Below are 23,068 nucleotides of genomic sequence, written 5' to 3' on the forward strand. Positions count from 1 at the left end.
ATGCCGATGAGGTACTGGAAGGTGCGGCCGTACGTGCTGACCGCCGGCCGCACCCGCACCCGCCAGCCGCTGCTGGTGCACACCCTGGTGTCGGTGCCCTACTACGACGCCGTCTTCGCCTCCGGCCTGCTGCCCGAGGCCCGGTCCCTGTACGAGCACGCCCGCCGGACCGCCCGCTCGGTCGCCGAACTCTCCGCGGTCTGCGGGATGTCGCTGGGCGTTACCCGGGTGGTCGTCGACGACCTGGCCGCCACCGACCGACTGCTCGTCCACAGCGACCACGACAACGTCGACTTCCGCCTCTTGGAGAGACTGCGCGATGGCCTCCGCAAGCTTGCCTGACAATCCGCTGCTGACCTCGGCGAAGATCGTCATCGCCGGCGGTTTCGGGGTCGGCAAGACGACCTGCGTCGCGTCCATCTCGGAGATCCCGCCGATCAACACCGAGGCGTGGATGACCGCGGCCAGCGAGACCGTCGACCGGCTGGACCCCGGCATCGACAAGACCACCACCACCGTGGCGATGGACTTCGGTCGGCTGACCATCGGCCCCGACCTCGTGCTCTACCTGTTCGGCACGCCGGGCCAGCCCCGGTTCTGGCCGATGTGGGACGACCTGTGCCGGGGCGCGGTCGGCGCGCTGGTGCTCGCCGACACCCGCAACCTGGCCGCCTCCTTCCCGGCGGTCAACTACTTCGAGCAGGACAGCGACGTGCCGTTCGTGGTGTGCGTGAACCTCTTCGACGGCGAACTGCACCACCCGCTCGACGACGTCCGCGCTGCGCTGGCGCTGCCCGCCCGCGTACCCCTGGTCGCCTGCGACGCTCGCGACCCGTCGTCGGTGGCCCGCGCGCTGCTGGCCGTCGTGGAACACACCATGTCCCGCACCGCCCGGCCCACCGCGGGCGCCCTCGCGGCGCGGTAGCTCAACCTGGAGGAACCATGCGCAAGATCCTTGTCGTCGGGGCCGGACAGTCCGGCCTCCAGCTCGCCCTGAGCCTGCTCGCCGAGGGCTACGACGTGACCGTCATGTCCGCCCGCACCCCGGACGAGATCCGCCGCGGCTGGGTGATGAGCACCCAGGCCATGTTCGCCACGGCCCTCGCGACCGAGCGCCGGTACGGCCTGGACCTGTGGGCCGACAAGGCGCCCCGGATCGAGGGACTGCACGTGTCGCTGTCCGCGCCGCCCGGCGAGCGGGCGCTGCGGATCGCCGCCCCGCTCGACGAGCCGGCGCAGAGCACCGACCAGCGGATCAAGATGGCCGACTGGCTGGAGCTGTTCGAGCAGCGCGGCGGCACCGTGCTCTACCAGACGGTCACCACCGCCGACCTGGACGGCCTGACCCGGCTCGGCCGGTACGACCTGACCGTGGTCGCCGCCGGCAAGGGCGACCTGGTGGGTGTCTTCGATCGCGACCCGCAGCGCTCGGTGTACGACACGCCGCAGCGCGGGCTGGCCGTCGCGTACGTGCACGGGATGACGCCGGACCCGCTGCTGCCGGTGCCGCACGTGAGCTTCAACGCGGTGCCCGGCCTCGGCGAACTGTTCGTCATTCCCGCGCTGACCCACTCCGGGCCGTGCGAGATCCTGTTCTGGGAGGCGGTGCCCGGCGGGCCGCTGGACCTGTGGGTCGAGCGGCGGGACCCGGCCGAGCATCTGAAGCTCACCCTGGACCTGATCCGCCGCTACACGCCGTGGATCTACGACCGCTGCACGAACGTCGAGCTGACCGACGGGCGAGCCACCCTCTCCGGCCGCTACACCCCGACCGTGCGCCGCCCGGTGGCCGAGCTGCCCTCCGGCGGACTGGTGCTGGGCATGGCCGACGTGGTGGTGGCCAACGACCCGATCACCGGACAGGGCAGCAACACCGCCGCGAAGTGCGCGTACTCGTACCTGGGGTCGATCCTGGAGCGCGGCGATCGGCCGTTCGACCAGGACTGGATGACGCAGACCTTCGAGCGGTTCTGGGCCGGGGTCGGTGAGGCCGTCACCGGCTGGACCAACGCCATGCTGCAACCGCTGCCGCCGCACGTGCAGCAACTCCTCGGCGCGGCCGCCGGGAACGAGGTCGTCGCCCGGCGCTTCGCCAACGGGTTCAGCGACCCGAACGACTTCCGGGACTGGTTCATGACGCCGGACGCGGCCGAGCGCTACCTGGCCACCGTCACCGGCTGACCGGTCGCGCCGGGAACGAGCAGCCCGCCGGGATCCCCCGCCCGGCGGGCACCCCACCGAACGGCGGGCGGCCACCCGTGGGTCCGGCCGCCCGCCGTTCGGCCCCGCTGCGCAGGCCGAGTGACCGGAACCACGCGCTCCGCCGGCCTCCGCCCCGGCCGGAATCTGACAGGGTGTGATCATGACAGACAGTGAGGACACCCGCCGGGTCGTCACGGACTTCATCAGGTACGTGCGCTCGGGGCGGCAGCCGGAGCGGGCCGCCGAGTTCCTGGCCCCGACGGTGCGAGCCCACCAGGTCGAGTCGGAGGACGAGGTCACCATCGCGCGGACCCCCGACGACTACGCCGAGCACGTGCGGGAGATGACCGCGACCTGGGGCGAGTTCACCATCACGATCGACGAGCTCCTGGTGGACGGCGCCCGGGCGTACGTCCGGCTGACCCAGCGGGGACGCCACCTGGCGCCGGTCGACGGGGTCGCACCGACCGGGCGCGAGATTCGGCAGATCAACTCGATCGTCTACCACGTCACGGACGGACTGATCACCGAATACTGGATGCAGATCGACCGCGCCAGCGTACGCGCCCAGCTCGGCGACGCCGGTTGACCAGGACGCGGTGCGCCGCGCTCGCCCGGGACGAAGTCGCCGGCTGTCGGCAGCACTGCCGTCCAGCGGAGACAGTCCGTTCGGCCCTGGTGGAGTGACCGCTGACCTGCTGCTCTGAAAGGCAGGACCAGTCGGTTGGTCACCATGGCCAGAATCGAGACCGGCATGGACAGCCACGCTCTTCCGCGCCCCCGGCGCCACCTGATCCACGCCCTCGTGGTCGGTGCCGTCGCCGTACTGACGCTCGTCGCCACGGCACCCGCCCCGGCCCACGCCGCCCCGGTGGACGCGGCCCTCGCGGCGGCCGACCCCTCGCCCGGCAGCTTCACCGGGCTGGGCTTCGACGCCTGCACCGCCCCGTCGGCCGCGACCATGCAGGCGTGGCTGGCCTCGCCCTACCGGGCCATCGGCATCTACTTCGGCGGCATCAACCGGGCCTGCACGCAGCCCAACCTGACCCCCTCCTGGGTCGCCGCCCAGCAGGCCGCCGGCTGGCATCTCATGCCGATCTACCTCGGACTGCAGGCACCCTGCACGACGTCCACCAAGCGCTACCTCATCGACCCGGCGAACGCGGCGACACAGGGCCGCACGCAGGCGGAGGACGCGGTCGCCCAGGCGACGACGCTCGGCCTGGCGCCGGAGAGCGTACTCATCTTCGACATGGAGGCGTACCGGACCGACGACGCGGCCTGCCGCGCGGCAGTGCTCGCCTTCATGAGCGCGTGGACGGCGCGCCTGCACGACCTCGGCTACCTGTCCGGCTTCTACAGCAGCCTGGCCTCCGGCGTCGCCGACCAGGTCACCGCCTATGCCACGCCGGGCTACGTCCCGCCCGACTACCTGGACTTCGCCCGCTGGGACGGGGTCGTGACCGTGTCCGATCCGGCCATTCCCGGCACGTACTGGTCTCCCCAGCGGCGGATGAAGCAGTACCAGGGTGGACACAACGAGACCTGGGGCGGCGTGACGATCAACATCGACAACGACTATCTGGACGTCGCTCCGCTCCCCCGGACCCCCTTCGGCGACTTCACCGGCAACGGCTGGTCCGATCTGCTCAGCCGCCAACCCGCCACCGGCAACCTGTACCTCTACCAGGGCAACGGCACGAACCTCGTCAACCGCACGACCGTCGGCACCGGCTGGAACGGCATGGACGCCATCGTCCGGACCGATCTCACCCGGGACGGCCACGAGGACGTCATCGCCCGCAACAAGACGACCGGTGACCTGTGGCTGTATCCGCACAGCCCGACGGGCTGGGCCACCCGGATCCGGATCGGCACGGCCTGGAACACCATGCGCGAGATCACCCCGATCGGCGACTTCGACGGCGACGGCTACCGGGACGTGCTCGCCGTGCAGACCTCCTCAGGAAACCTGTACCTCTACCCGGGGCGCGGCACCTCGTTCGCGCTCCGGACGGCGGTCGGCACCGGGTGGAACAGCATGGACGAACTCGCCGGCATCGGCGACGCCAACGGCGACGGCCGACAGGACCTGCTGGCCCGGCAGAAGTCCACCGGCTACCTGTTCCTCTATCCCGGACGGGCGGGCGGGTTCGGCGCCCGGGTCCAGGTCGGTGCCGGCTGGAACGGCATGCGGGACCTGGTCGGCATCGGCGACTTCAACCGGGACGGAAGCCAGGACCTCGTCGCCGTCGACAAGTCGACGGGCTACCTCTACCTGTACCGTGGCCGGGGCGCGACCTTCCCGGCCCGGCTCCGCATCGGTACGGGCTGGGGGACCATGCAACCCCTGCTGTGAACCGATCAGGCGGTGACGTGGGCGCTGTCGCCGGCGGTCGCGGCGAACGCGGTGCCGCTGACCATCCGCGCCGCGTCGGAGGCGAGGAACACCACCAGCGGCGCGACGTCCTCCGGCTGCACCCAGGGCACCCCCAGCGGCGTCTTCGCACGTAGCACCTCGACCGCGGTCCGCTCGTCGGTCGCGGCATCCCCGGACGGGGTCCGGCCGCCCTCGGCGATGGCCTGCGCGTACCGGTCCTCGTGACGGGTCAGGGTGGTGTCGACCAGCCCGGGGATGACGGCGTTCACCGTGATCCCGTGCACCCCCAGCTCCAACGCGGCCGACTTCACCAGGCCGATGAGCCCCCACTTCGACGCCGAGTACGCCGAACCGTTCTTCGTGCCGTGCTGCCCCTGAGTGGACGAGGTGACGATGATCCGGCCACCGCCCCGGCGGACCAGCAGTGGGGCGAACACGCGCAGCACGTTCGCGGTGCCGGTCAGGTTCACGTCGATCTGGTCGTGCCAGTCGGGGTCGGTCATCTCCAGCAGCGGCGTGAACGCCTGGATGCCGGCGTTGGCGAACAGCACGTCGACGCCGCCGTGGTCGCGTTCCACCGCTTCGGCCACGGCCCGGACGGCGGCCAGGTCCCGCTGGTCGGCCACGTGACCGGACCAGCGGGCGCCGGCCGCGGCGACCAGCCGGCCGGTCTCGGCGAGGTCCTCCGGCGTGGCGGGCGGGAAGTCGAGGATCGGGCTGACCGGACCGGCGACGTCGACCCCGGCGACCTGCGCCCCGGCCTCCGCCAGAGCCACGGCGGCGGCCCGGCCGATGCCCCGCGCGGCACCGGTGACCACGGCGACCCGCCCGGCCAGCGGGCGCCCTGACGGCTCGGCCGCGGACTCTCGCACTGCCACCTCCACACCACCGTCGCGTCCCGGCATCCGGTGCCGGTTCCCCGGTCGTACCGGCAGCCTGACCCCGGTCACCACCTTCAGGCCGCCCTAGGAGGCTGGGTGTTCGGTCGACGCCGGTCGGCCCCTTCTGGCACCGTAGACCGACCGGCACCTCGCCGCTGGAGTTCCGACCGGACCAGGGCGTCGTCGTCCCCCGCCGCACGGCAGACTGGCGGCATGGACACGCGACGACGGGACCTGCTCGGAGTGGACGCGCCGGTCGTGGCGGCGCCGCTGGCCGGCGGCCCGACCACCGGCACCCTGGTCACCGCCGTGGGGGCGGCCGGGGCGTTCGCCTTCCTGGCCGCCGGCTACAAGACCCCGGAGGCGGTGGCCGCGGAGATCGCCGCGGCGCGAGCCGGCGGCCAGCCGTTCGGCGTGAACGTCTTCGTGCCCACCCCGGTGCCCGTCGAGGAGCCGGAGTTCCGCCGGTACGCGACCCGGATCGCCGCCGAGGGCACGCCGTACGGGCTGGACCTGGCGGCGGCCGAGCGGATCGAGGACGACGACCACTGGGCCGCGAAGCTCGACCTCCTCGTCCACGACCCGGTGCCGGTGGTCAGCTTCACCTTCGGTCTCCCCCCGGCGACCGTCGTCCGCGACCTGCGTCGTGCCGGCACCCGGGTGCTGGTCACCGTGACCGACCCGGCGGAGGCCGCGGCCGCCGCCGACCTCGGAGTGGACGGGCTGGTCGCGCAGAGCGGCCACGCGGGCGGCCACCTCGGCACCTTCACCCCGGCCGCCCCGCCGCCGCTGCGGCCGCTGCCCGAGCTCGTCGGCCTCGTCGCCGACCGGACCGGGCTGCCCGTCCTCGGCGCCGGCGGCGTCGGCGGGCCGGCCGACGTGCGGGCCGCGCTCACCGGCGGCGCGACCGCCGTCCTGGTCGGCACGCTGCTGCTGCGCGCGGCCGAAAGCGGCACCAGCCGTACCCACCGGGACGCGCTGGCCGACCCCCGCTGCGACGCCACCGTGGTCACCCGGGCGTTCACCGGGCGACCGGCCCGCGCGCTGCGCAACGCCTTCACCGACCGGTACGACGCGGACGCCCCGTTGGGCTATCCGGCGGTGCACCACCTGACCCGGCCGCTGCGGGTCGCCGCCGCCCGGGCCGGTGACGCCGACCGCCTGCACCTGTGGGCGGGCACCGGCTGGCGTGCGGCCCGCGCCGCCCCGGCGGCGGAGATCGTCGCCGAACTCACCGCCGGGCTGTGACCCGGTTCAGCGGCAGGCGGCCGACAGCGCGGCCAGCACGCCGGCCGGGTCGTGGACGATCCGGTGTCCGTCGCCCAACACCCGACGGGTCCCCGGGTCGACCGGGTCGGTGTCGGCCCAGCTGACCGGCACCACGCCCACCTCGACCTCGAACCCTGACGGGCGGCGCAGGCGTACCTCCCGCAGCGGCCCCCAGTCGGCCAGCCGGACGACCTCGCCGCCCAGCAGGCCGGTCCAGCCGGCCGGATCGGCGTACCCGGGGTTGTCGGTGAGGACCACGACGTCCACGTCGGAGTCCATCCGCGCGGCGCCGCGCGCCCACGAGCCGACGACGACCACTCCCCGTACGTCCTCGTGCCCGGCCGCCCAACCGGCCACCGTGTCCACCACGGACCACGCTTCCCGGGTCCGTTCCTCGGTCACCATCCGGTGAGTCTCACACGTCCCGCGGCAACGGGAGGCCCTCGACCGATCGGCGCGCCCGGGCCGGCCATTCCGCCGGGATGATCTCCGCCGATCGTCGGATCTGGGTTCCACCTGCGCGTCACTAGCATCTGCACGATTGCTGCCAAGAGAGGGACAACGCGGTGAACCAGAAGCTTCAGACCCGGGCGTTCGAGTACGTGACGCCGATGCTGCAGGCCGGCGAGCAGCCGATCGTCGCGGCCCGGGCCATGGTCGGAAAGTTCTCGTCCGGTCGCCTCGGGACGGTCGTCAGCCAGGCGCTGGTCATGGAGGCCGCCGGCGCGTTGGGGGCGGCACTGTCGTCGACCCGCAAGCAGTTCGTCGTGCTCACCAATCGTCGGCTGATCTTCCTGCCGCAGACCTTCCTCGGTGGCCCCGGGAAGAAGGTCCTCGGCGAGGTGCCGCGTGATCAGGCCTCGCTGGCCGAGGTCAAGATGGGCGTGGTGAGCCTGCTGCGCATCGCGTTCGGCGCCTCGGGCGACGGGGTGTCGCTCACCTTTCCCCGGGTGGACAAGAAGAACGCCGAGTCGCTGGCGGCAGCCCTGCAGCAGGTTCCGGCCGCCTGACTGAGCCCTCGTACCACGCGCATCAGGCAGTCGGGCTGCCGCTTGTCCCGGAGCGGCCCGACCGCCTCGGCCACCCGCGGATCCGGAGGATCGCCGGAAACGCCGAAGTAGTCCAACGCTCGGAATGCTCAGGCCAGCGGCGGCTGCTGGTGGCCACGGGAGATCCGGTACAGGACGTGCGTGCGCAGTCGATGTCCCGGCGGCAGGTTCGGGTGATCGAAGTCGTCGGCCGGGTCGCGGCTCATGCCGAGTCGCTCCATCACCCGTCGCGACCTGACGTTGACTGCGGCCGTGAAGGAGACGATCGTCGGAAGGCCCGCGCGGCTGAATCCGTACTCGAGCGCCGCCCGGGCCGCCTCCGTCGCGTACCCCCTGCCCCAGGCCGATCGCGCCAACCGCCAGCCGACCTCGACCGCGGGGGTGAAGTGCGCGTCGAACCGGGGCACCGAGAGGCCGGCGAAGCCGACGAACTGCCCGGTCGCGGCCACCTCGATCGCCCACAGCCCGAACCCGTGCTGGTCGAAGCCGGCCTCGATGCGGTCGACCAGCAGGTCGCTGCCGTGGCGGGTCAGTGGGGCCGGAAAGTACTCCATCACCTGCGGGTCAGCGTTCATGCGTGCGAAGGGGGCCCGGTCCGTCTCCCGCCAACGCCGCAGCCGCAGTCGCTCGGTCCTCAAGTCAGGGTCGCCGTTCATTCCTGCCGCCACTTCTCACTCGCCAGTGTCGACCCGGTCGGGGTTTGTGCGGTGCAGCACCCAAGCCGGGTCCGGATTCACCACCGTCTCGCCGCCCGCCACCACCGTGGGCACCGTCTCGTCGCCACCGGTGATGGCGCGGACCGCCGCCGCCCCGTCGGGGTCCCGCCAGATGTTCACCCAGTGCACCCCGCCGGCCCGGCGGCCGAGCCGGCGACGCAGCCGCAGGCAGTACCGGCAGCCGGGCCGCCAGTACACGATCGGCCGGCCGTCCCGCGCGCTGCGTTGCTGTGCCTGCGCCGCCGTCACGGATCTCGGGAAGACCAGCGGTGAGAGGAGTACGGCCAGCACCGCGAAGACGACGAACTCGACGGTGGCCAACCACCGCTGATCCTGGCCGAGCGCGACGAGCACCCCGCAGGCCAGCATCAGGCCCGCGAACCACCAACTCCGCAGCATGCGACCGAATGCTACGCCCGGGCCCGGAGGGCTCGCGGCGGCCGGCAGATCTTGACGAGTTCGCATCCGATGCGGGTGGATGGGAATGTGGCCATCCGATGGCCGCCGCTGCCCTCACTCCACGAGAGAGGATTCGCATGACAATCCCACTCCTGCGCGGTGCCGCACTGACCACGGTGGTCCTGGTGGCCGCCGGTTCGGTGGTGGCGCCGGGCGCGGCCGTCGCCGCACCGGGCAACCCTGGCGGCCCCCGCTACGTCGCCGGCGCGGCGAGCGTCGGCGACCGGTACTTTCCCGACCAGGGCAACGGCGGATACGACGTCCAGCACTACGACCTCACCTTCTCCTACGACCCGGCGAGCCGGTTCCTGGCTGCCACCGCCACCGTCACCGCGATCGCCACTCAGGACCTCGACCGGTTCAACCTCGACTTCCGCGGTCCGGCCATCTCCTCGCTGACGGTCGACGGGCATGCGCACGACTTCACCCGCGAGGGTCAGGAGCTGATCGTCAGCCCGCGGCCGAAGCTCAAGGCCGGACAGACGTTCACCGTGGTGGTGAGGTACGCCGGCGTACCGGGCCCGATCACCGATCCCGACGGGTCGATCGAGGGCTGGGTGCCGACCGACGACGGCGCCTTCGTCGCCGGCGAGCCGCAGGGCGCACCGGCCTGGCTGCCCACCAACGACCACCCGACCGACAAGGCCACCTTCCGGTTCACCGCGAAGGTGCCGGAGGGGCTCACCGCCGTCGGCAACGGACAACTCCTCTCCGCGGAGACCCGGGACGGCTGGACGACCTTCGTCTGGGACTCGACGGAGCCGATGGCCACCTACCTGGCGACGATCACCATCGGCAGCTTCCTGGTCACCGAATCGGTCACACCCAGCGGGATCCCGGTGTACGTGGCGGTCGACCCGCGACTGGTCGCCGGGTCGGCCGCCGCCGTGGCACAGATCCCGAAGATGATCGACTTCTTCGCCTCGACGTTCGGTCCGTACCCGTTCGCCTCGACCGGGGCGATCATCGACCGGGCCCCCGACGTGGGTTACGCCCTGGAGACCCAGACCAAGCCGATCTTCTCGAACGCGGCGAGCGTCGGCACCATGGCCCACGAGCTGGCCCACCAGTGGTATGGCGACAGCGTCTCGCCGGAGCGCTGGTCGGACATCTGGCTCAACGAGGGTTTCGCCACCTACGCCCAGTGGATGTACACCGAGCACAACGGCGGCGCGTCCGTCGACCAGACCTTCAACAGCGGCAGCAACTACGGTCGGGCCGCCTCATCGTCGTTCTGGCAGATCGTCCTCGCCGACCCGGGCCCGGAGGACATGTTCAGCAGCATCCCGTACAACCGGGGCGCCATGACGCTGCACGCGCTGCGCGGCAAGGTCGGCGACGACACCTTCTTCCGCATCCTGCGGGAGTGGGCGGCGAGCCACCGCTACCGCCACGCGGGCACGGCGGACTTCATCGCCCTGGCCGAGCGGGAGGCCGGACAGAATCTCGATGCCTTCTTCGACGTGTGGCTGTTCCAGAAAGGCAAGCCCACGACCTGGTGACGCCGGTGGCCCCGCGGCCCGTCGGTCGCGGGGCCCCGGGGCGGGTGGGCCGGCGCGCGCTGTCACGGCGGCGCGGGCCGGGGTTCTTCCACGGCCGGGCCGCGCGGCGGCCGCCGGTCTGCCACCGTTGACAGCGGTGTCCGCATCTGGCCGAGGAGGGTCCAGGGTGACTGATCAGCCGGCTGGTTCCTGGCTGACCCGGAACCTGAAGGTCCTGTCCGGGGTGTCCCTGTTGCAGGACGCCGCGTCGGAGCTGCTGTACCCGATTCTGCCGATCTTCCTGACCGCCGTGTTGGGCGCGCCCGCCGCTGTCGTGGGCGTCGTCGAAGGGATCGCCGAGGGCACCGCCGCGCTGAGCAAGATCGTCACCGGCCGGGTCGCGGATCGCTTCCGTGCCCGCCCGATGATCGGCCTCGGGTACGGGCTCGCCGCCCTCGGCAAGGTGGTCATCGCCGCGGCCACCGTCTGGCCGGTCGTCCTCGCCGGTCGCAGTGTGGACCGGCTGGGCAAGGGCATCCGGGGCGCACCCCGCGACGCGCTGATCGCCACCGGCGTGCCGGCGAGCGCCAAGGGGCGGGCCTTCGGGTTCCACCGGGCGATGGACACCACCGGCGCGGTGGTCGGACCACTCGCCGGTCTCGCCCTCTACCAGCTGCTGGACCATCACATCCGGCCGTTGCTCGTCATCGCCGTGCTGCCCGCCGTGGTCAGCGCCGTCCTGGTTGCCGCGGTCCGCGAGACGCCCCGCCGCCTTGCGCGTACCGGCACCTGGCACCCGCGTGACCTACCCGGCCGCTACTGGCGGGTGGTGGCCGTGCTGGCGCTGTTCAGCCTGGTCAACTTTCCCGACGCCCTCCTGCTGCTGCGCCTCCACGAGATCGGCTTCTCGGTGTCCGCCGTCATCGGCGCGTACGTCACCTACAACGCGGTCTACGCCGTGCTGAGCTACCCGGCCGGCGTCGTCGCCGATCGGCTGTCCCCGCGCACGGTCTTCGGCGCCGGTCTGGTGCTGTTCGCCCTCGCCTACACCGGACTCGGCCTGACCCGCTCCCACCCCGCCGCGTGGGCGCTCCTGGCCGCCTACGGCGGCTTCACCGCCTTCACCGACGGAGTCGGGAAAGCGTGGATCTCCGGGCTCCTGAGCCCCGGCGACCAGGGCACCGGCCAGGGCCTGTTTCAGGGACTGAGCGGCCTGGGAATCCTGGCCGCCGGCCTCTGGGCCGGGCTCGCCTGGGGTTCCGACGGCGCCCTGCCCCTGCTGGTCTCCGGAATCGCCGCGGCCGTCCTCGCCGCGGGGCTCCTCGCCCGCCCGATCCGGCGCCACGTCGACGCGCGGTAGTCGAGACCCCGGCAGCCCGGCCGGTGAGCCGGTCAGGCGGTGGCGTCGGCCAGCAGCTCCAGCAGGTGCCGGTACGGCTGCCCGGTCGCCCGGGCCATGCCGATCTCGCAGGTGCGGTTCACCGAGGCGTACCCGTCGAAGGGCCGCTGCCCGACGGCCGCGGCCTCGGCGCGGGTGGCGGAGGCGGTGAGCTCCGGGTGCAGCAGGCCCCGGTCGCCGGCGAAGCCGCAGCACTGCCAGCCGTCCGGCACGACCACCTCGTCGGCGACCGCCCGGGCCACGGTGAGCAGTGCCTCGTCCAACCCCAGCCGGGTGGACGAACAGGTGGGGTGCAGGGCGAGCGAGCCGAGCCGGCGCCGCACGGTGAGCCGGGGCAGCAGCTCGTCGGCGACGTACGCGACGGCGTCGACGACCCGCAGCCCACCGGCGTCGGCGACCAGCTTCGCGAAGCCCTCGGTGCAGGAGGCGGCGTCACTGACCACGGGCAGGGCGCCGTCGCGACTCGCGGCGCGCAGCGCCGGGGGCACCCGGTCCCGCACCGCCTGGTAGCCGGCGGTGAGCCCCTTCGAGGACCACGGCGTGCCGCAGCACATGCCGGCGACACCCTCGGGCACGAGCAGGCGTACGCCGGCCCGGTCGGCGAGGGTGAGCAGCGCGGCGGCGACGCCGGTGCCGCCCTCGGCCGGGGCGAAGAGGGTGCCGAGGCAGGACGGGACGAAGACGGCGTCCGGCTCGTCGACCGGCCGGGGCCGGCGGACCGCGCCGCCCCGGGGCAGGTCGCGCCGCCACTGCGGCACCCGCTCGTCGCCGAGGACCGCGCGGGCGGCCCGGGTGGCCGCTTCGGGCAGCGCGGACGGCAGCGCGCCGGCCAGGTCGAGGCCGCGGGCCATGCCCCGGGTGGCCGCGCCCCACCGGTTCGCCGCACCGCGCCAGCCGGCCCGCGCGACCTTGCCGTGCTCCTCGGTACGCAGCCGTTTCACCAGGTCACCGGTGTTGATGAGGACCGGGCAGGCGGTGGCGCACATGCCGTCGACCGCGCAGGTCTGCACCGCGTCGTAGTCGTACGCGGACTCCAGCTCGCGGGCCAGGGGCAGGTCGCCGTCGGCGTGGGCGGCGGCGATCTCCCGGCGCAGCACGATCCGCTGCCGCGGCGTGGTGGTCAGGTCGCGGCTGGGGCAGACCGGCTCGCAGTATCCGCACTCGACGCAGCGGTCCACCTCCTCCTCCACGGTCGGCACCGTCTTCAGGTGCCGCATGTGCACGTCGGGGTCGTCACTGAGCAGCACGCCCGGGTTGAGCACCCCGGCGGGGTCGCAGAGCGTCTTCAGCTCCCGCATCACGTCGTACAGCTCGTCGCCGAACTGGCGGCGCACGTACGGGGCCATCACCCGGCCGGTGCCGTGCTCGGCCTTGAGCGTGCCGCCGTGGCCGAGGACCAGGTCGACCATCTCCTCGGTGAAGTCGGCGTAGCGGGCGGGCGCCTCGCCGTGGGAGAACCGCTCGTTCAGCATGAAGTGCAGGTTGCCGTCCTTGGCGTGGCCGAAGATGACGCTCTCCTCGTACCGGTGCCGGGCGAAGAGGTCGGCGAGGGCGGCGCAGGTGTCGGCGAGCGCCGCCACCGGGACGGCGATGTCCTCCAGCAGCGCGGTGGTGCCGGACGGGCGGGCGCCGGCGACGGCCGCGTACAAACCCTTGCGGATGTGCCAGAGCGCGGCGCGGGCCGGCGCCTCCCCGCTGAGCCGGGCCGGGGCGGTCAGCGGTAGTTCGGCCAGCACCGGCCGGGCCGCCGCGACCCGCGCCGCCAGGGCCTCCGGGTCGGACTCCTGCCACTCGACCAGCAGCGCGGCGTGCTCGCGCACCGCGAGGCCGCGCAGCGCGGTGTCCGCTTTCGGGTCGGCCTGGGCGACCCGCAGGGCGGCGGCGTCGAGCAGCTCGACCGCCGCCGGCCCGGCGGCGACGAGGGCCGGCATCGCGGCCATCGCCGCGCCGAGGGTGTCGAAGACGAGCAGGCCGGTCGCGGCGTGCCGGTGCACGGGTACGGTGCGGAAGGTCGCCGCCGCGACGAAGGCGAGGGTGCCCTCGCTGCCCACCACGAGCCGGGTGAGCAGGTCGGCGGGCGCGTCGTGGTCGAGGAAGGCGTTCACCCCGTACCCCATGGTGTTCTTCATGGCGTACTGGGCGCGGATCCGGCGCACCGAGTCCGGGTTGCCGCGCACCCGGTCGCGCAGCCGCAGCAGGCCGGCGTGCAGCTCGGGTTCGGCGGCCCGCAGCCGCTCGTCGGCGTCCGGCGCGCCGGTGTCCAGCACGGTGCCGCTCGGCAGCACCAGCAGCACCGACTCCAGCGTCCGGTAGGTGTTGTACTCGGTGCCGCAGGTCATGCCGCTGGAGTTGTTGGCCACCACGCCGCCGACGGTGCAGGCCGACTCGCTGGCCGGATCGGGCCCGAGCTTGCGGCCGTACGGGGCGAGCCGGGCGTTCACCTGCCGCAGCACCACCCCGGGCTGGACCCGCACCCGCCGACCCTCGTCGAGGACGTCGAGGCCCCGGAAGTGCCGCCGGGTGTCCACGAGGAGCTGGTCGGTGACGGCCTGCCCGCTGAGGCTGGTGCCGCCGGAGCGGAAGGTCAGCGGGGTCCCGGCGCGGTGGCTGTGCCGCAGCAGCGCGGCGACCTGCTCGGCGTCGGCCGGGGTCACCACGGCGCTCGGATGCAGCAGGTAGTGGGAGGCATCGTGGGCCAGCCGGAGCCGGTCGGCCGCCCGGGTCCGCACCCCGCCGGGCACCGCCGCCTCCAGTCCGGCCCGGACGTCCGTGCTCAGCTCCGCCATGGTCGTCGCACCTCCCCCGCCCACCCTAACCAGGAGCGATACCGACACGACGGACCCCTTGCCAGTTTCATAGACCGTGGTGGATACTCGCCGTCAAGCGTTCGCCAAGGTCACACCCCGATCCGACCGCGGCGATACGGCAGGGACGCCGACGCAACCGGCGGCCTTCACCGTCCTAGGAGGAGACCGTGAGAATCCGCCGTAGTCGACTGACTCCCCTGCTCGCCGCGACCGTGGGCCTGGTGGCCGCCGGCGCGTTCACCGTGCCGGCCTCGGCCGCCCCGAGCTACAGCGCCGACCAGCTCGCCCGGGTCGACGCCGCCGTCGCGGCCTCCGGGGTCGACGGCATCGCCTGGCGGGTGGACGCGGCGTCCAGCCGAGTCGTGGTGACCGCCGACGAGAGCGTCTCCGCCGCCGAGCTGGCCACGCTCAAGAAGAGCGCCGGCGCCGACGCCGGCGCGATCCGGGTGGACCGCGCCAAGGGCGTCTTCCGGCCGCTGCTCTCCGCCGGCGACGCAATCTACGGCGGCCAGTACCGGTGCTCGCTCGGCTTCAACGTGGTCAAGTCCGGCGTGTACTACTTCCTCACCGCCGGGCACTGCGGCGACGTCGCCAACACCTGGTACACCAACTCCAGCCACACCACGCTGATCGGCCCGACCATCAGCTCCAGCTTCCCGGGCAACGACTACGCCCTGGTCCGCTACGACAACACCGGGCTGAGCCACCCGGGCGGCTACACCGCCGCGAACGCGTTCGTCGGTGAGTCGGTCAAGCGGACCGGCTCGACCACCGGCACCCACAGCGGCACGGTGACCGCCCTGAACGTCACGGTCCGCTACGTCGGCAGCGGCACCGTGAAGGGCATGATCCAGACGACCGTCTGCGCCGAGCCGGGCGACTCCGGCGGCCCGCTCTACGACGGCACCAAGGCGCTCGGCATCACCTCGGGCGGCAGCGGTGACTGCAAGTCCGGCGGCACCACGTTCTTCCAGCCGGTCACCGAGGCGGCCAGTGCGTACGGCGTGACCGTCTACTGATCCACCCGCCGGCCCGCGCCGGCGACGAGGGCCCGCATCCCGCCCGGGGTGCGGGCCCCCGCCGTCTGCGTCGGGACCTTAGCGTCCCCAGACGTAACCGAAGGTCGCCTCAGCGAGGGACCATGGAATTCGACGAGGGAGGTCCGCGATGGGTGAGGATCGAGGGCACACCGAACGGTCAACGGACGAGGAGTTCGCCCGCCTGCGGCACGTCAGGTTCGGCGAGTTGCCCGCCCGAGTCACGCCGGCCGAGGACCTCATCGAGACCGTTGACACAGATCCCCCGCACGAGGAGCCGCCGCAGCCTCCAGTGCGCCGGGAGTGGGGGGCGTAGGAGAGCTGCAGCGAGCACGAACCCGCCGGGAAAAACGGGTACATGCTGTCGACGAGTGAGTTCCGCGCCGAGCAGCGACGACGAGCATCTGCGGACCGCCGTTTGCTTGCAGGCCTCGGCAGTCGACTTCGAGGCTTTCGCTGTCTCATGGCTGCCTCAACGTCGGTTGCTGGCCGCGTGAGTGAATCATGCAGGGTGGTCAGGAGACCCAGGAAGCAGCCGCGGCCGCCGCGTTCCCGGCGCGGACTGACCCCGGGGCCGTCGGGGCTGCCTGTACTGCCGGCACGGCCCGTGTCGCGGCTCCAGCCCGCGGCCCGTCGTCCACATGCCCGGCAGCCCGAGGATCTGCCTCCGGCGGGCGCCCCGGATGTGGAGAGGTGATCGTCAGCGGACCGTAGCGATGCCGTATGCCCGCCGTCCGTCCCCGGCAGGCGAGGTGCGGGTCAAGTGCGAGTTTGTTTCCTATAACTGCGGGAAAGGCGACCGGTTGGAGTCAACCGTTTCCGCGCCGAGGAGGTCCGAGATGGCTCGTATGGAAGTAGGAGTAAGTCTGCCCAGGCAGGTCCGAGCGCGATGGTGGACGTCCCTCGCTTGGCGCCGCCGCTGCGCGACGTATTGCTCCTGACCAGTCGGGCGAAAGCGCATGCCCTGGTTTCGTACGGCCAGCAACAACTCGACCGCTGGCGACCACCAGGACCGATTCAGCACTCCAATAGGTGCGGAGCGAGACCCCAAACGAGTCGTCACATTCAGCGACGCGGTCATTGCCATCGCCGTCACGCTGCTTGTTCTGGAAATCCGCCCGCCCGAGGACACTCGACACCTGCTGACGGGCCTTCGTGAACTCTGGCCCTCATATGCGGCATACTTCATCACCTTCCTGCTCATCGGCCAGATGTGGGTGAACCACCACGTCATGTTTGACCACATCCGCTCCGCGGACCGCCTGATATTGCTCTTCAACACCCTCCTTTTGATGCAGATCGCGTTCCTTCCATTCGCCTCCGCTGTCCTGGCCAGCGCGTTCGAGTCCGGTCATGGAAAGCGAACTGCCGTCGTCTTCTACGGAATCTCCTACGAAGTAGCGGCCATCCTGTTCAACGTCATCTGGGAATACGCGCGGCACGGCCGCCGCCTGCTGGCACCGACCACCGACCCGGCCAGCGCGGCGGCGATCAGCAGGCGTTTTCATCCAGCACCCGTGTGGATTGCCGCAGGGACCGCACTAGGCGCATGGCATCCCCTTCTCGGCGTGGCAGTGCTCGCCGCGTTCGTTCCCTTCTATTGGTGGCCAATCAAGGGCGAGATTGCCAGCATCAAACGCGCCCGCGAGCGCGTTGGCGGACAATCCGCTGCCCCCTAATTCGCGCTTTGGTCTCCAACCTGCGACCGCGACAGGCAGCCGCGCTGTTGCTCAGCTCTGCCGCAGCGCGGGCATCGGCACCGGGACGGCGAGCGCGGTCGCCCCGGCGCCGGTCCCCCGCTCGCAGGTGTTCGGCGGCACCGTGCCGATGCCCCGGGTCGAGGGGCGCTCGGCGGCCCAGAACATGAAGCCGAGCATGCCGGCGGTGCTGCCCGCGCCGTTGGGCGCCACGCCCTGCACGTACGGGGCGGCGGCCTTCTGCACCGAGTTGGCGTAGTCCACGCACTCCGGCAGCGGCTTGCCGCCGTAGGCGATGTAGACCCCGCCGGTGAACTTCGCCGGGGCGAGCGGCGGCACCGGCGGGCTGTACTGCGGCTTGCCGTCGATGTGCTCCTGCCAGCTGGCCTGGGAGGTGCTGGCCGAGGCGGGCCGGGCGGCCACCATCGCGTTGGCGTAGTCGAGGACCGGGGTGTCGGTGCGCAGCCAGTCGGCGGTGGCCTTGCGGTTGAGGTCGATCAGCCAGCGGTCGCCGGCGGCGACGTCGATGGTGAGCCGGGCCTCGGGCCGGGCGCCGGTGGCGTCGTACGGGTGGACGGCGCGGTAGGCGGTGATGAAGGACTGCAGGCCGGCGAGGTCGGGGTCGGTGTTCTGCTCGTAGTCGATCTCGATGCCGACGCCGAGCTGGGTGGCGACCGCGGCGGCGCGCTGGCCGAGCAGGGTGGGGTTCTCGGCGAGGGCGGCGTTCCAGTCGTCGGTGTAGGTGATGCCTCCGATGGAGAGCATCACCCGCACCCCCCGTGCGGTGAAGTACTGCACGATCTCGGCGGTCATGCCGCGCGGCACGCCGTTGAGGGTGGTCGCGTCGGTGGTCTGGTGCAGCAGGTCGAGCGGGTTGACGAAGCTCAGCACGACCAGGTTGACCGAGGGCCGGCCGTCGCCCCGGTCGATCAGCCAGTGGTTCTGGCTGTCGAATTCGGCGATCGTGCGCGGGGTGGTCCAGGTGCAGTAGTCGTTGCCGCAGTGCCAGGCGCCGTAGACCTGGACGGGCGTGGCGGCCAGCGGCGTGGGTGCCGGTCGGGCCGCGGGCGCGGCGGCGGCCGGGGTGGTGGTGGCGAGGGTGAGCAGAAGTGCGGCCAGGGGTACCGAGCGTCGCATGGGGACCTCCCCGATCGATCAGTACGCCTTGTTTACAGTAAGGCGCTGATCCGCGTCAATGCATCCCGGCGACTTCGGCGCGGACCCACCGCTGGAAGGCCCGGGCCTCGGGTCCGCTCGGTGCCGGGCCGCCCCGCCGGGCCGTGATCGCCCGACCGATCAGCTCCGCGTGCCGGCCCCGCTCGGCCAGCCACCGCCCGGCGTCCACCTTGGCCAGCCAGGCACCGGTGGTGGCCCGCGCCAGCGAACGGCACGCGCCCAGCACCGCGTCCTCGGTGCCCGGCGCCGGGCCGTCGCCCTCGGGGGTGGGCAGCGCCAGCCACCAGTCCAGCGCGGTGACCAGCAGCCGGCACAGGTCCGCCGGGGCGGGATCGGCGAAGACCTCGGCCGCGGGCGGGCCGAGCAGGGCCAGCCCGGACTGGCGCAGGATGCTGCGGTCCAGGGCGTACCAGAACCGCCCGTCGGCGGCCGGCCGGTCGGTCGGGTCGTACGTGGCCCGGAACGCCATCGTCGCGCCGGTGTTGAGCTCCACCTCGAAGCCGGGCTCGGGGGTGCCGGAGCCGGCCACCTCCCGCCGGTAGACGACCAGCTCCAGGCCGCGCGCCGGGCAGGGCAGCGACTCGTGCCGCAGCCGCGCCACCAGCGCCCGCTTCGCGGCGGCGTCCACCGGCCCCGCGGTCACCAGCGCCACGTCCACGTCGCTGCGCCCCGGCTGGTACGCGCCCAACCCCACCGAGCCGGCCGCGTACGCGCCGACCAGGTTGTCGCCGAGCGCCGCCCGGGCCCGCTCGACCAGCTCGGCCAGGTAGTCGCGTACGCCGTGCTCCATGCGTGCCATCCTGCCCGTCGCTCCGGTCGCCGGTCAGCTCGCCCCGGCGTACGCCCGGACCGGGCCGCGCACGGTCACGCCGACCTGCGCCCCGGTGGCCAGCGCCGCACCCTCGTCGAGGGTGCGCGCGGTGAGCAGGGTGCCGTCGGCCAGCCGCAGCGTGGTCAACGCGTCGTGCCCGTGGAAGGCCTGCCGGACCACCGTGGCGACCGATCCGCCGGTCGGGGCGAGCCGGAGCTGTTCGGGGCGGATCAGCACGGTGGCGGTGCCGCCGACGGCCGGGCCGCGCAGCGGCAGCCGGCCCAGCGGCGTGACCGCCACGTCGGCGTCGACGGTGGCCGGCAGCAGCACCGCGTCACCGACGAACCGGGCCACCCAGGGGGTCGCCGGGTCCCGGTAGACCTCGACGGGCGTGCCGTGTTGGACGATCCGGCCGGCGTCCATCACCGCCACGGCGTCCGCCATGGACAGCGCCTCGCCCTGGTCGTGGGTGACCAGCACGGCGGTCGCCTCGTCGGCCCGCAGCGCCTGCCGGATGTCGGCGCGCAGCTCGGCCCGCAGTTGGGCGTCGAGCGCGCTGAACGGCTCGTCGAGGAGGACCAGCGGCGGGCGGGGTGCGAGGGCGCGGGCGACCGCCACCCGCTGCTGCTGGCCCCCGGAGAGCTGGTGCGGCATCCGGGCGGCATACCCGGACAGCCCGACCAGGTCCAGCACCTCCTCGACCCGGCCGCCGCGGCGCTCGGCCCGGTCCAGGCCGTAGCCGACATTGCCGGCGACGGAGAGGTGGGGGAAGAGCGCGCCGTCCTGCGGCACCACGGCCACCCGCCGTCGGTGCGGTGGGAGGTGGACACGCCCGTCGGTCACCTGCCGGCCGGCGACGCCGACAACCCCCGAGTCGACGCGTTCGAACCCCGCAACGCAGCGCAGCAGGGTGGTCTTGCCGCAGCCCGACGGGCCGAGCACCGCGACCAGGTCGCCCCGGGGCACGTCGAGGTCGACGCCGGCCAGCGCCACCACCGGGCCGTACATCTTGGTGACCCCCGCCACGGTCAGCATCGACTCGATCATCGGGCACCTCCGGTGAGTCCGGTTCGGACGGCGAGCAGCCAGGTCGGCACGGCCGCGAGTGCCACCAGGAGCGCGGCGTACGGGGCGGCGGCGGCGTACGCCGAGGAGTTGGTGTGGGTCCACAGCTCGGTGGCGAGGGTGTCCATGCCGGTGGGGCGCAGCAGCAGCGTGGCGGGCAGTTCCTTCATGCAGGTGAGGAACGTCAGCGCCGCACCCGCGCCGATGCCGGGCAGGGTCAACGGCAGGGTGACGGTGCGGAACACGGTGAACGGGCCACGTCCCAGCGACCGGGCGGCCTCCTCGACGGCGGGTGGGCCCTGCGCCGCGGCGGAGGCCACCGCGCCGACGGCGAGGGGCAGAAACAGGGTGGCGTACGCCAGGGCGAGCAGCCAGACGCTCTGGTAGAGCGGATACGCGACGTTGACCGCGAAGAACACCAGGGACAGGCCGATCACCACGCCGGGCAGCGCGTGGGCGACGTAGGTGAGGCGATCCAGCGCGGTGGCGACCGGGCCGGGGGCCCGCGCGGTGAGCAGGCCCAACGGGAGCGCGAGCAGCATGGTGAGCCCGGCGCCGGCGACGGACACCGACAGCGACGCGCCGGCCGCCGCGGCGACCTCGGCGAGCGAGCCGGGACGGGACACCCCGGCCGCGAGCCAGCGAGCCAGGCCGGCCGCCGGCACGCCCAGAGCGAGCCCGCTCACCGCGAGCAGACCGAGCAGCGCCGGCCCGCGCCAGCGGGCCAGCGGCCGCCGTACGGGCGGTCGGGTGGTGCCGCTGGCGTACCGGGCGTCGCGGGTGCGGGTGGCCAGCTCGGCTCCGATGAGCAGGACGGTGAGCAGCACCAGGACGGTGGACAGGACCAGCGCCCCGGTGCGGTCGAAGCCGAGGTTGAAGGCGGTGAAGATGGCCCGGGTGAAGGTGTCGACCCGGACGATGGAGACGGCACCGAAGTCGCTGAGCACGTAGAGGGCGACCAGCAGTGCGCCGGCGGCGACGGCGGGACGGATCTGCCGCAGAGTCACTCCGAACAGGGTGGCCCACGGACCCCGGCCCAGCGAACGGGATACCTCCTCCTGATCGGGGTCGGCCCGGTGCAGCGCCGCCACCGCGGGCAGGAAGATGTACGGGTAGGAGCAGAGGGTGAGCAGCAGCGCGGCGGCCCAGAAGCCCTCGAACCCGGTGAACGTGGCGGTCCAGGCGAACCCGGCGACATAGGTCGGCACGGCCAACGGCAGGGCGGCGAGCAGGCCGAAGGCCCGCCGGCCGGGCAGATCGGTGCGGGCGACCAGCAGCGCGGTGGCGACACCGAGCACGGTGCAGGCGGCGGTGACCACGGCCGCGAGCGCCAGGCTCCGCCCGGCCAGCGCGGCGACCCGCACGGTGAACAGCTCGGCGACGATCCGGTCCGCGCCCGCCTCGGCGGCCCGTACGCCGAGGTAGACCAGGGGCAGCAGGGCGACCGCCACGGCGGCGGCCGAGGCGGCGGTGAGGGCGGGCCGGCGGATCAGCCGGCGCGGCGACCGCCGGGTGGAGGCCCGACGGTCGCCGGCCAGGACGGTGCTCAGGCCAGCCCCGATTCCTTGATCATGGTCACGGTGGCGTCGAGGGTGTCCAGGTCGTTCAGGTCGATCCTCGGCGCCTCGAGGGTGGCGAGCTGCGGCAGGCCCGGCGCGGCGGGCACCCCCGCCGCGAGGGGGTACTCGAAGGTCTGCGTGGCGAAGTAGGTCTGCGCTTCGGCGCCCAGCAGGTAGTCGACCAGCGTCCTGGCGTCCGGGTCCGCGCCGGCCCGCTCGAGCACGCCGATGCCCGCCGCGTTGACCAGGCCGCCCGTGTCGCCGTCGGGGAAGAAGTGCAGCTTCGCCTTCAACGCGTCGGGGCTGCCGCCACGTTCCTTGGCCAGTTCGTACACATAGTAGTGGTTGACCAGGCCGACGGCGAGAGTGCCGGCGTCGATGTCGGCGACGATCTGGACGTTGCTCTCGCGGATCTGCGGCTGGTTGGCCTTGAGCCCGGTGAGGAACTCGCGGGCCTCGGCGTCGCCGTGCTGCACCCGCAGTGCCGTGACGAACGCCTGGAAGGAGCCGTTGGTCGGGGCGACTCCGACCTTGCCCTTCCAGGTGGGACCGGTCAGCTCGAACACGCTCTTCGGCAGCTGCGCGGCGGTGATCTGCTGAGCGTTGTAGGCGAGGACCCGGGAGCGGCCGCTGACGCCGACCCACCGCCCCGCGTTGTCCCGGTACGCCGCGGGCACCCGGTCGAGCTGCGCTGCGGAGAGGGGCGCGAAGAGTCCGGCCCGGCCGACCGCGCCGAGCGCGCCCGCGTCCTGGGCGAGGAAGGCGTCGGCCGGGCTGCGCTTCCCCTCCTCCAGCAGCTGCGCGGCCATCTGCGACGTGGTGCCGTAGCGCACGTCGACGTCGATGCCGGTGGCCTTCTCGAACTTCTCGAACACCGGCTTGACCAGGGCCTCACTGCGGCCGCTGTAGACCGTGAGCCGCTTGTCGCCCGGCTTTCCCGGGTCGCCCTCGGGGCCGCCGCACGCGGTCAGGGACAGAAGTCCGGCCAGGGCGCTGGCCAGAACGAGACTGAGACGCTTTCGCACAGGTAAGGCTTACCTTACTCATCACGATCGAAGCAACCCACCCCCACCAAAATAT

The 23,068-nt window shown here is 72.9% G+C and carries 21 protein-coding genes; 11 read left to right on the plus strand and 10 right to left on the minus strand.

What is annotated here, in order from left to right:
* The 5 genes from ACZ6S5_RS02945 to ACZ6S5_RS02965 all read left to right on the plus strand — a co-directional run bounded on the left by ACZ6S5_RS02945 (window position 1) and on the right by ACZ6S5_RS02965 (window position 4,561).
* The gene (locus tag ACZ6S5_RS02945) at window positions 1–342 is read left to right on the plus strand and encodes a DUF742 domain-containing protein (protein WP_465997122.1); all 342 of its coding nucleotides are present in this window, start codon (window positions 1–3) and stop codon (window positions 340–342) included.
* Window positions 320–925 carry a GTP-binding protein gene (locus ACZ6S5_RS02950; protein WP_465997124.1) on the plus strand — a complete coding sequence of 202 codons (606 nt, stop codon included), beginning with the start codon at window positions 320–322 and terminating at the stop codon, window positions 923–925. Before ACZ6S5_RS02945 ends, ACZ6S5_RS02950 begins: the two co-directional genes overlap by 23 nt.
* Before the next feature lie 17 nt (window positions 926–942).
* Window positions 943–2,181: a styrene monooxygenase/indole monooxygenase family protein gene (locus ACZ6S5_RS02955; RefSeq protein WP_465997126.1), complete on the plus strand. Its 1,239-nt coding sequence runs from the start codon at window positions 943–945 to the stop codon at window positions 2,179–2,181.
* Window positions 2,182–2,362: 181 nt separating this feature from the next.
* The gene (locus ACZ6S5_RS02960; RefSeq protein ID WP_465997128.1) at window positions 2,363–2,791 is read left to right on the plus strand and encodes an ester cyclase; all 429 of its coding nucleotides are present in this window, start codon (window positions 2,363–2,365) and stop codon (window positions 2,789–2,791) included.
* Window positions 2,792–2,935: 144 nt separating this feature from the next.
* Entirely contained in the window at window positions 2,936–4,561 is a 1,626-nt protein-coding gene (locus ACZ6S5_RS02965) for a glycoside hydrolase domain-containing protein (RefSeq protein ID WP_465997130.1), read from the plus strand.
* Between the two features lie 5 nt (window positions 4,562–4,566).
* Here ACZ6S5_RS02965 and ACZ6S5_RS02970 read toward each other — a convergent pair whose 3' ends face one another.
* A complete protein-coding gene (locus tag ACZ6S5_RS02970) occupies window positions 4,567–5,460 on the minus strand; it encodes an SDR family NAD(P)-dependent oxidoreductase (RefSeq protein ID WP_465997132.1) in 894 nt (297 codons plus the stop codon).
* A 216-nt stretch (window positions 5,461–5,676) separates the two neighbouring features.
* Between ACZ6S5_RS02970 and ACZ6S5_RS02975 the strand changes: the two genes are divergently transcribed.
* Window positions 5,677–6,711: a nitronate monooxygenase gene (locus tag ACZ6S5_RS02975; RefSeq protein WP_465997134.1), complete on the plus strand. Its 1,035-nt coding sequence runs from the start codon at window positions 5,677–5,679 to the stop codon at window positions 6,709–6,711.
* Between the two features lie 6 nt (window positions 6,712–6,717).
* Here the strand turns inward: ACZ6S5_RS02975 and ACZ6S5_RS02980 are convergent, their stop codons facing one another.
* Window positions 6,718–7,137, minus strand: coding sequence for a nucleotidyltransferase domain-containing protein (locus ACZ6S5_RS02980; protein ID WP_465997136.1), 420 nt, complete (start codon window positions 7,135–7,137; stop codon window positions 6,718–6,720).
* 161 nt (window positions 7,138–7,298) lie between these two features.
* Here ACZ6S5_RS02980 and ACZ6S5_RS02985 point away from each other — a divergent pair, with 161 nt between their 5' ends.
* Window positions 7,299–7,742 (plus strand): hypothetical protein, encoded by a 444-nt coding sequence (locus tag ACZ6S5_RS02985; RefSeq protein WP_465997138.1) that lies wholly within the window; start codon window positions 7,299–7,301, stop codon window positions 7,740–7,742.
* A 128-nt stretch (window positions 7,743–7,870) separates the two neighbouring features.
* Here the strand turns inward: ACZ6S5_RS02985 and ACZ6S5_RS02990 are convergent, their stop codons facing one another.
* Entirely contained in the window at window positions 7,871–8,437 is a 567-nt protein-coding gene (locus ACZ6S5_RS02990; protein WP_465997140.1) for a GNAT family N-acetyltransferase, read from the minus strand.
* Window positions 8,438–8,452: 15 nt separating this feature from the next.
* Window positions 8,453–8,896 carry a glutaredoxin domain-containing protein gene (locus ACZ6S5_RS02995; protein WP_465997142.1) on the minus strand — a complete coding sequence of 148 codons (444 nt, stop codon included), beginning with the start codon at window positions 8,894–8,896 and terminating at the stop codon, window positions 8,453–8,455.
* A 137-nt stretch (window positions 8,897–9,033) separates the two neighbouring features.
* On the opposite strand from ACZ6S5_RS02995, the gene ACZ6S5_RS03000 reads away from it, so the two are divergent.
* Together ACZ6S5_RS03000 and ACZ6S5_RS03005 are read left to right on the plus strand one after the other, a co-directional pair.
* Window positions 9,034–10,458, plus strand: a complete 1,425-nt coding sequence (locus tag ACZ6S5_RS03000; protein WP_465997144.1) for a M1 family metallopeptidase — start codon at window positions 9,034–9,036, stop codon at window positions 10,456–10,458.
* Window positions 10,459–10,624: 166 nt separating this feature from the next.
* Window positions 10,625–11,797, plus strand: a complete 1,173-nt coding sequence (locus tag ACZ6S5_RS03005; protein ID WP_465997146.1) for an MFS transporter — start codon at window positions 10,625–10,627, stop codon at window positions 11,795–11,797.
* Between the two features lie 32 nt (window positions 11,798–11,829).
* On the opposite strand, the gene ACZ6S5_RS03010 is transcribed toward ACZ6S5_RS03005, so the two are convergent.
* Window positions 11,830–14,622, minus strand: a complete 2,793-nt coding sequence (locus ACZ6S5_RS03010; RefSeq protein WP_465997148.1) for an FAD-binding and (Fe-S)-binding domain-containing protein — start codon at window positions 14,620–14,622, stop codon at window positions 11,830–11,832.
* Window positions 14,623–14,810: 188 nt separating this feature from the next.
* Here ACZ6S5_RS03010 and ACZ6S5_RS03015 point away from each other — a divergent pair, with 188 nt between their 5' ends.
* Both ACZ6S5_RS03015 and ACZ6S5_RS03020 read left to right on the plus strand, forming a co-directional pair.
* Window positions 14,811–15,662: a S1 family peptidase gene (locus ACZ6S5_RS03015; RefSeq protein ID WP_465997150.1), complete on the plus strand. Its 852-nt coding sequence runs from the start codon at window positions 14,811–14,813 to the stop codon at window positions 15,660–15,662.
* Window positions 15,663–16,639: 977 nt separating this feature from the next.
* Window positions 16,640–17,359 carry a TMEM175 family protein gene (locus ACZ6S5_RS03020; RefSeq protein ID WP_465997152.1) on the plus strand — a complete coding sequence of 240 codons (720 nt, stop codon included), beginning with the start codon at window positions 16,640–16,642 and terminating at the stop codon, window positions 17,357–17,359.
* 51 nt (window positions 17,360–17,410) lie between these two features.
* On the opposite strand, the gene ACZ6S5_RS03025 is transcribed toward ACZ6S5_RS03020, so the two are convergent.
* Genes ACZ6S5_RS03025 through ACZ6S5_RS03045 form a run of 5 tightly spaced genes read right to left on the minus strand, consistent with a single transcriptional unit; the run spans window position 17,411 to window position 23,013 of the window.
* Complete coding sequence (locus ACZ6S5_RS03025) at window positions 17,411–18,514, minus strand: glycoside hydrolase family 18 protein (protein WP_465997154.1); 1,104 nt, start codon at window positions 18,512–18,514, stop codon at window positions 17,411–17,413.
* 55 nt (window positions 18,515–18,569) lie between these two features.
* The gene (locus ACZ6S5_RS03030; protein WP_465997156.1) at window positions 18,570–19,343 is read right to left on the minus strand and encodes a nucleotidyltransferase domain-containing protein; all 774 of its coding nucleotides are present in this window, start codon (window positions 19,341–19,343) and stop codon (window positions 18,570–18,572) included.
* Window positions 19,344–19,376: 33 nt separating this feature from the next.
* Window positions 19,377–20,411: an ABC transporter ATP-binding protein gene (locus ACZ6S5_RS03035; RefSeq protein ID WP_465997158.1), complete on the minus strand. Its 1,035-nt coding sequence runs from the start codon at window positions 20,409–20,411 to the stop codon at window positions 19,377–19,379.
* The gene (locus ACZ6S5_RS03040; RefSeq protein WP_465997416.1) at window positions 20,408–21,922 is read right to left on the minus strand and encodes an ABC transporter permease; all 1,515 of its coding nucleotides are present in this window, start codon (window positions 21,920–21,922) and stop codon (window positions 20,408–20,410) included. Before ACZ6S5_RS03040 ends, ACZ6S5_RS03035 begins: the two co-directional genes overlap by 4 nt.
* 53 nt (window positions 21,923–21,975) lie before the next feature.
* Window positions 21,976–23,013, minus strand: coding sequence for an iron ABC transporter substrate-binding protein (locus ACZ6S5_RS03045; RefSeq protein WP_465997160.1), 1,038 nt, complete (start codon window positions 23,011–23,013; stop codon window positions 21,976–21,978).
* Window positions 23,014–23,068 lie beyond the last annotated feature (55 nt).

The sequence above is a fragment of the Micromonospora sp. NPDC051924 genome (assembly GCF_055586005.1).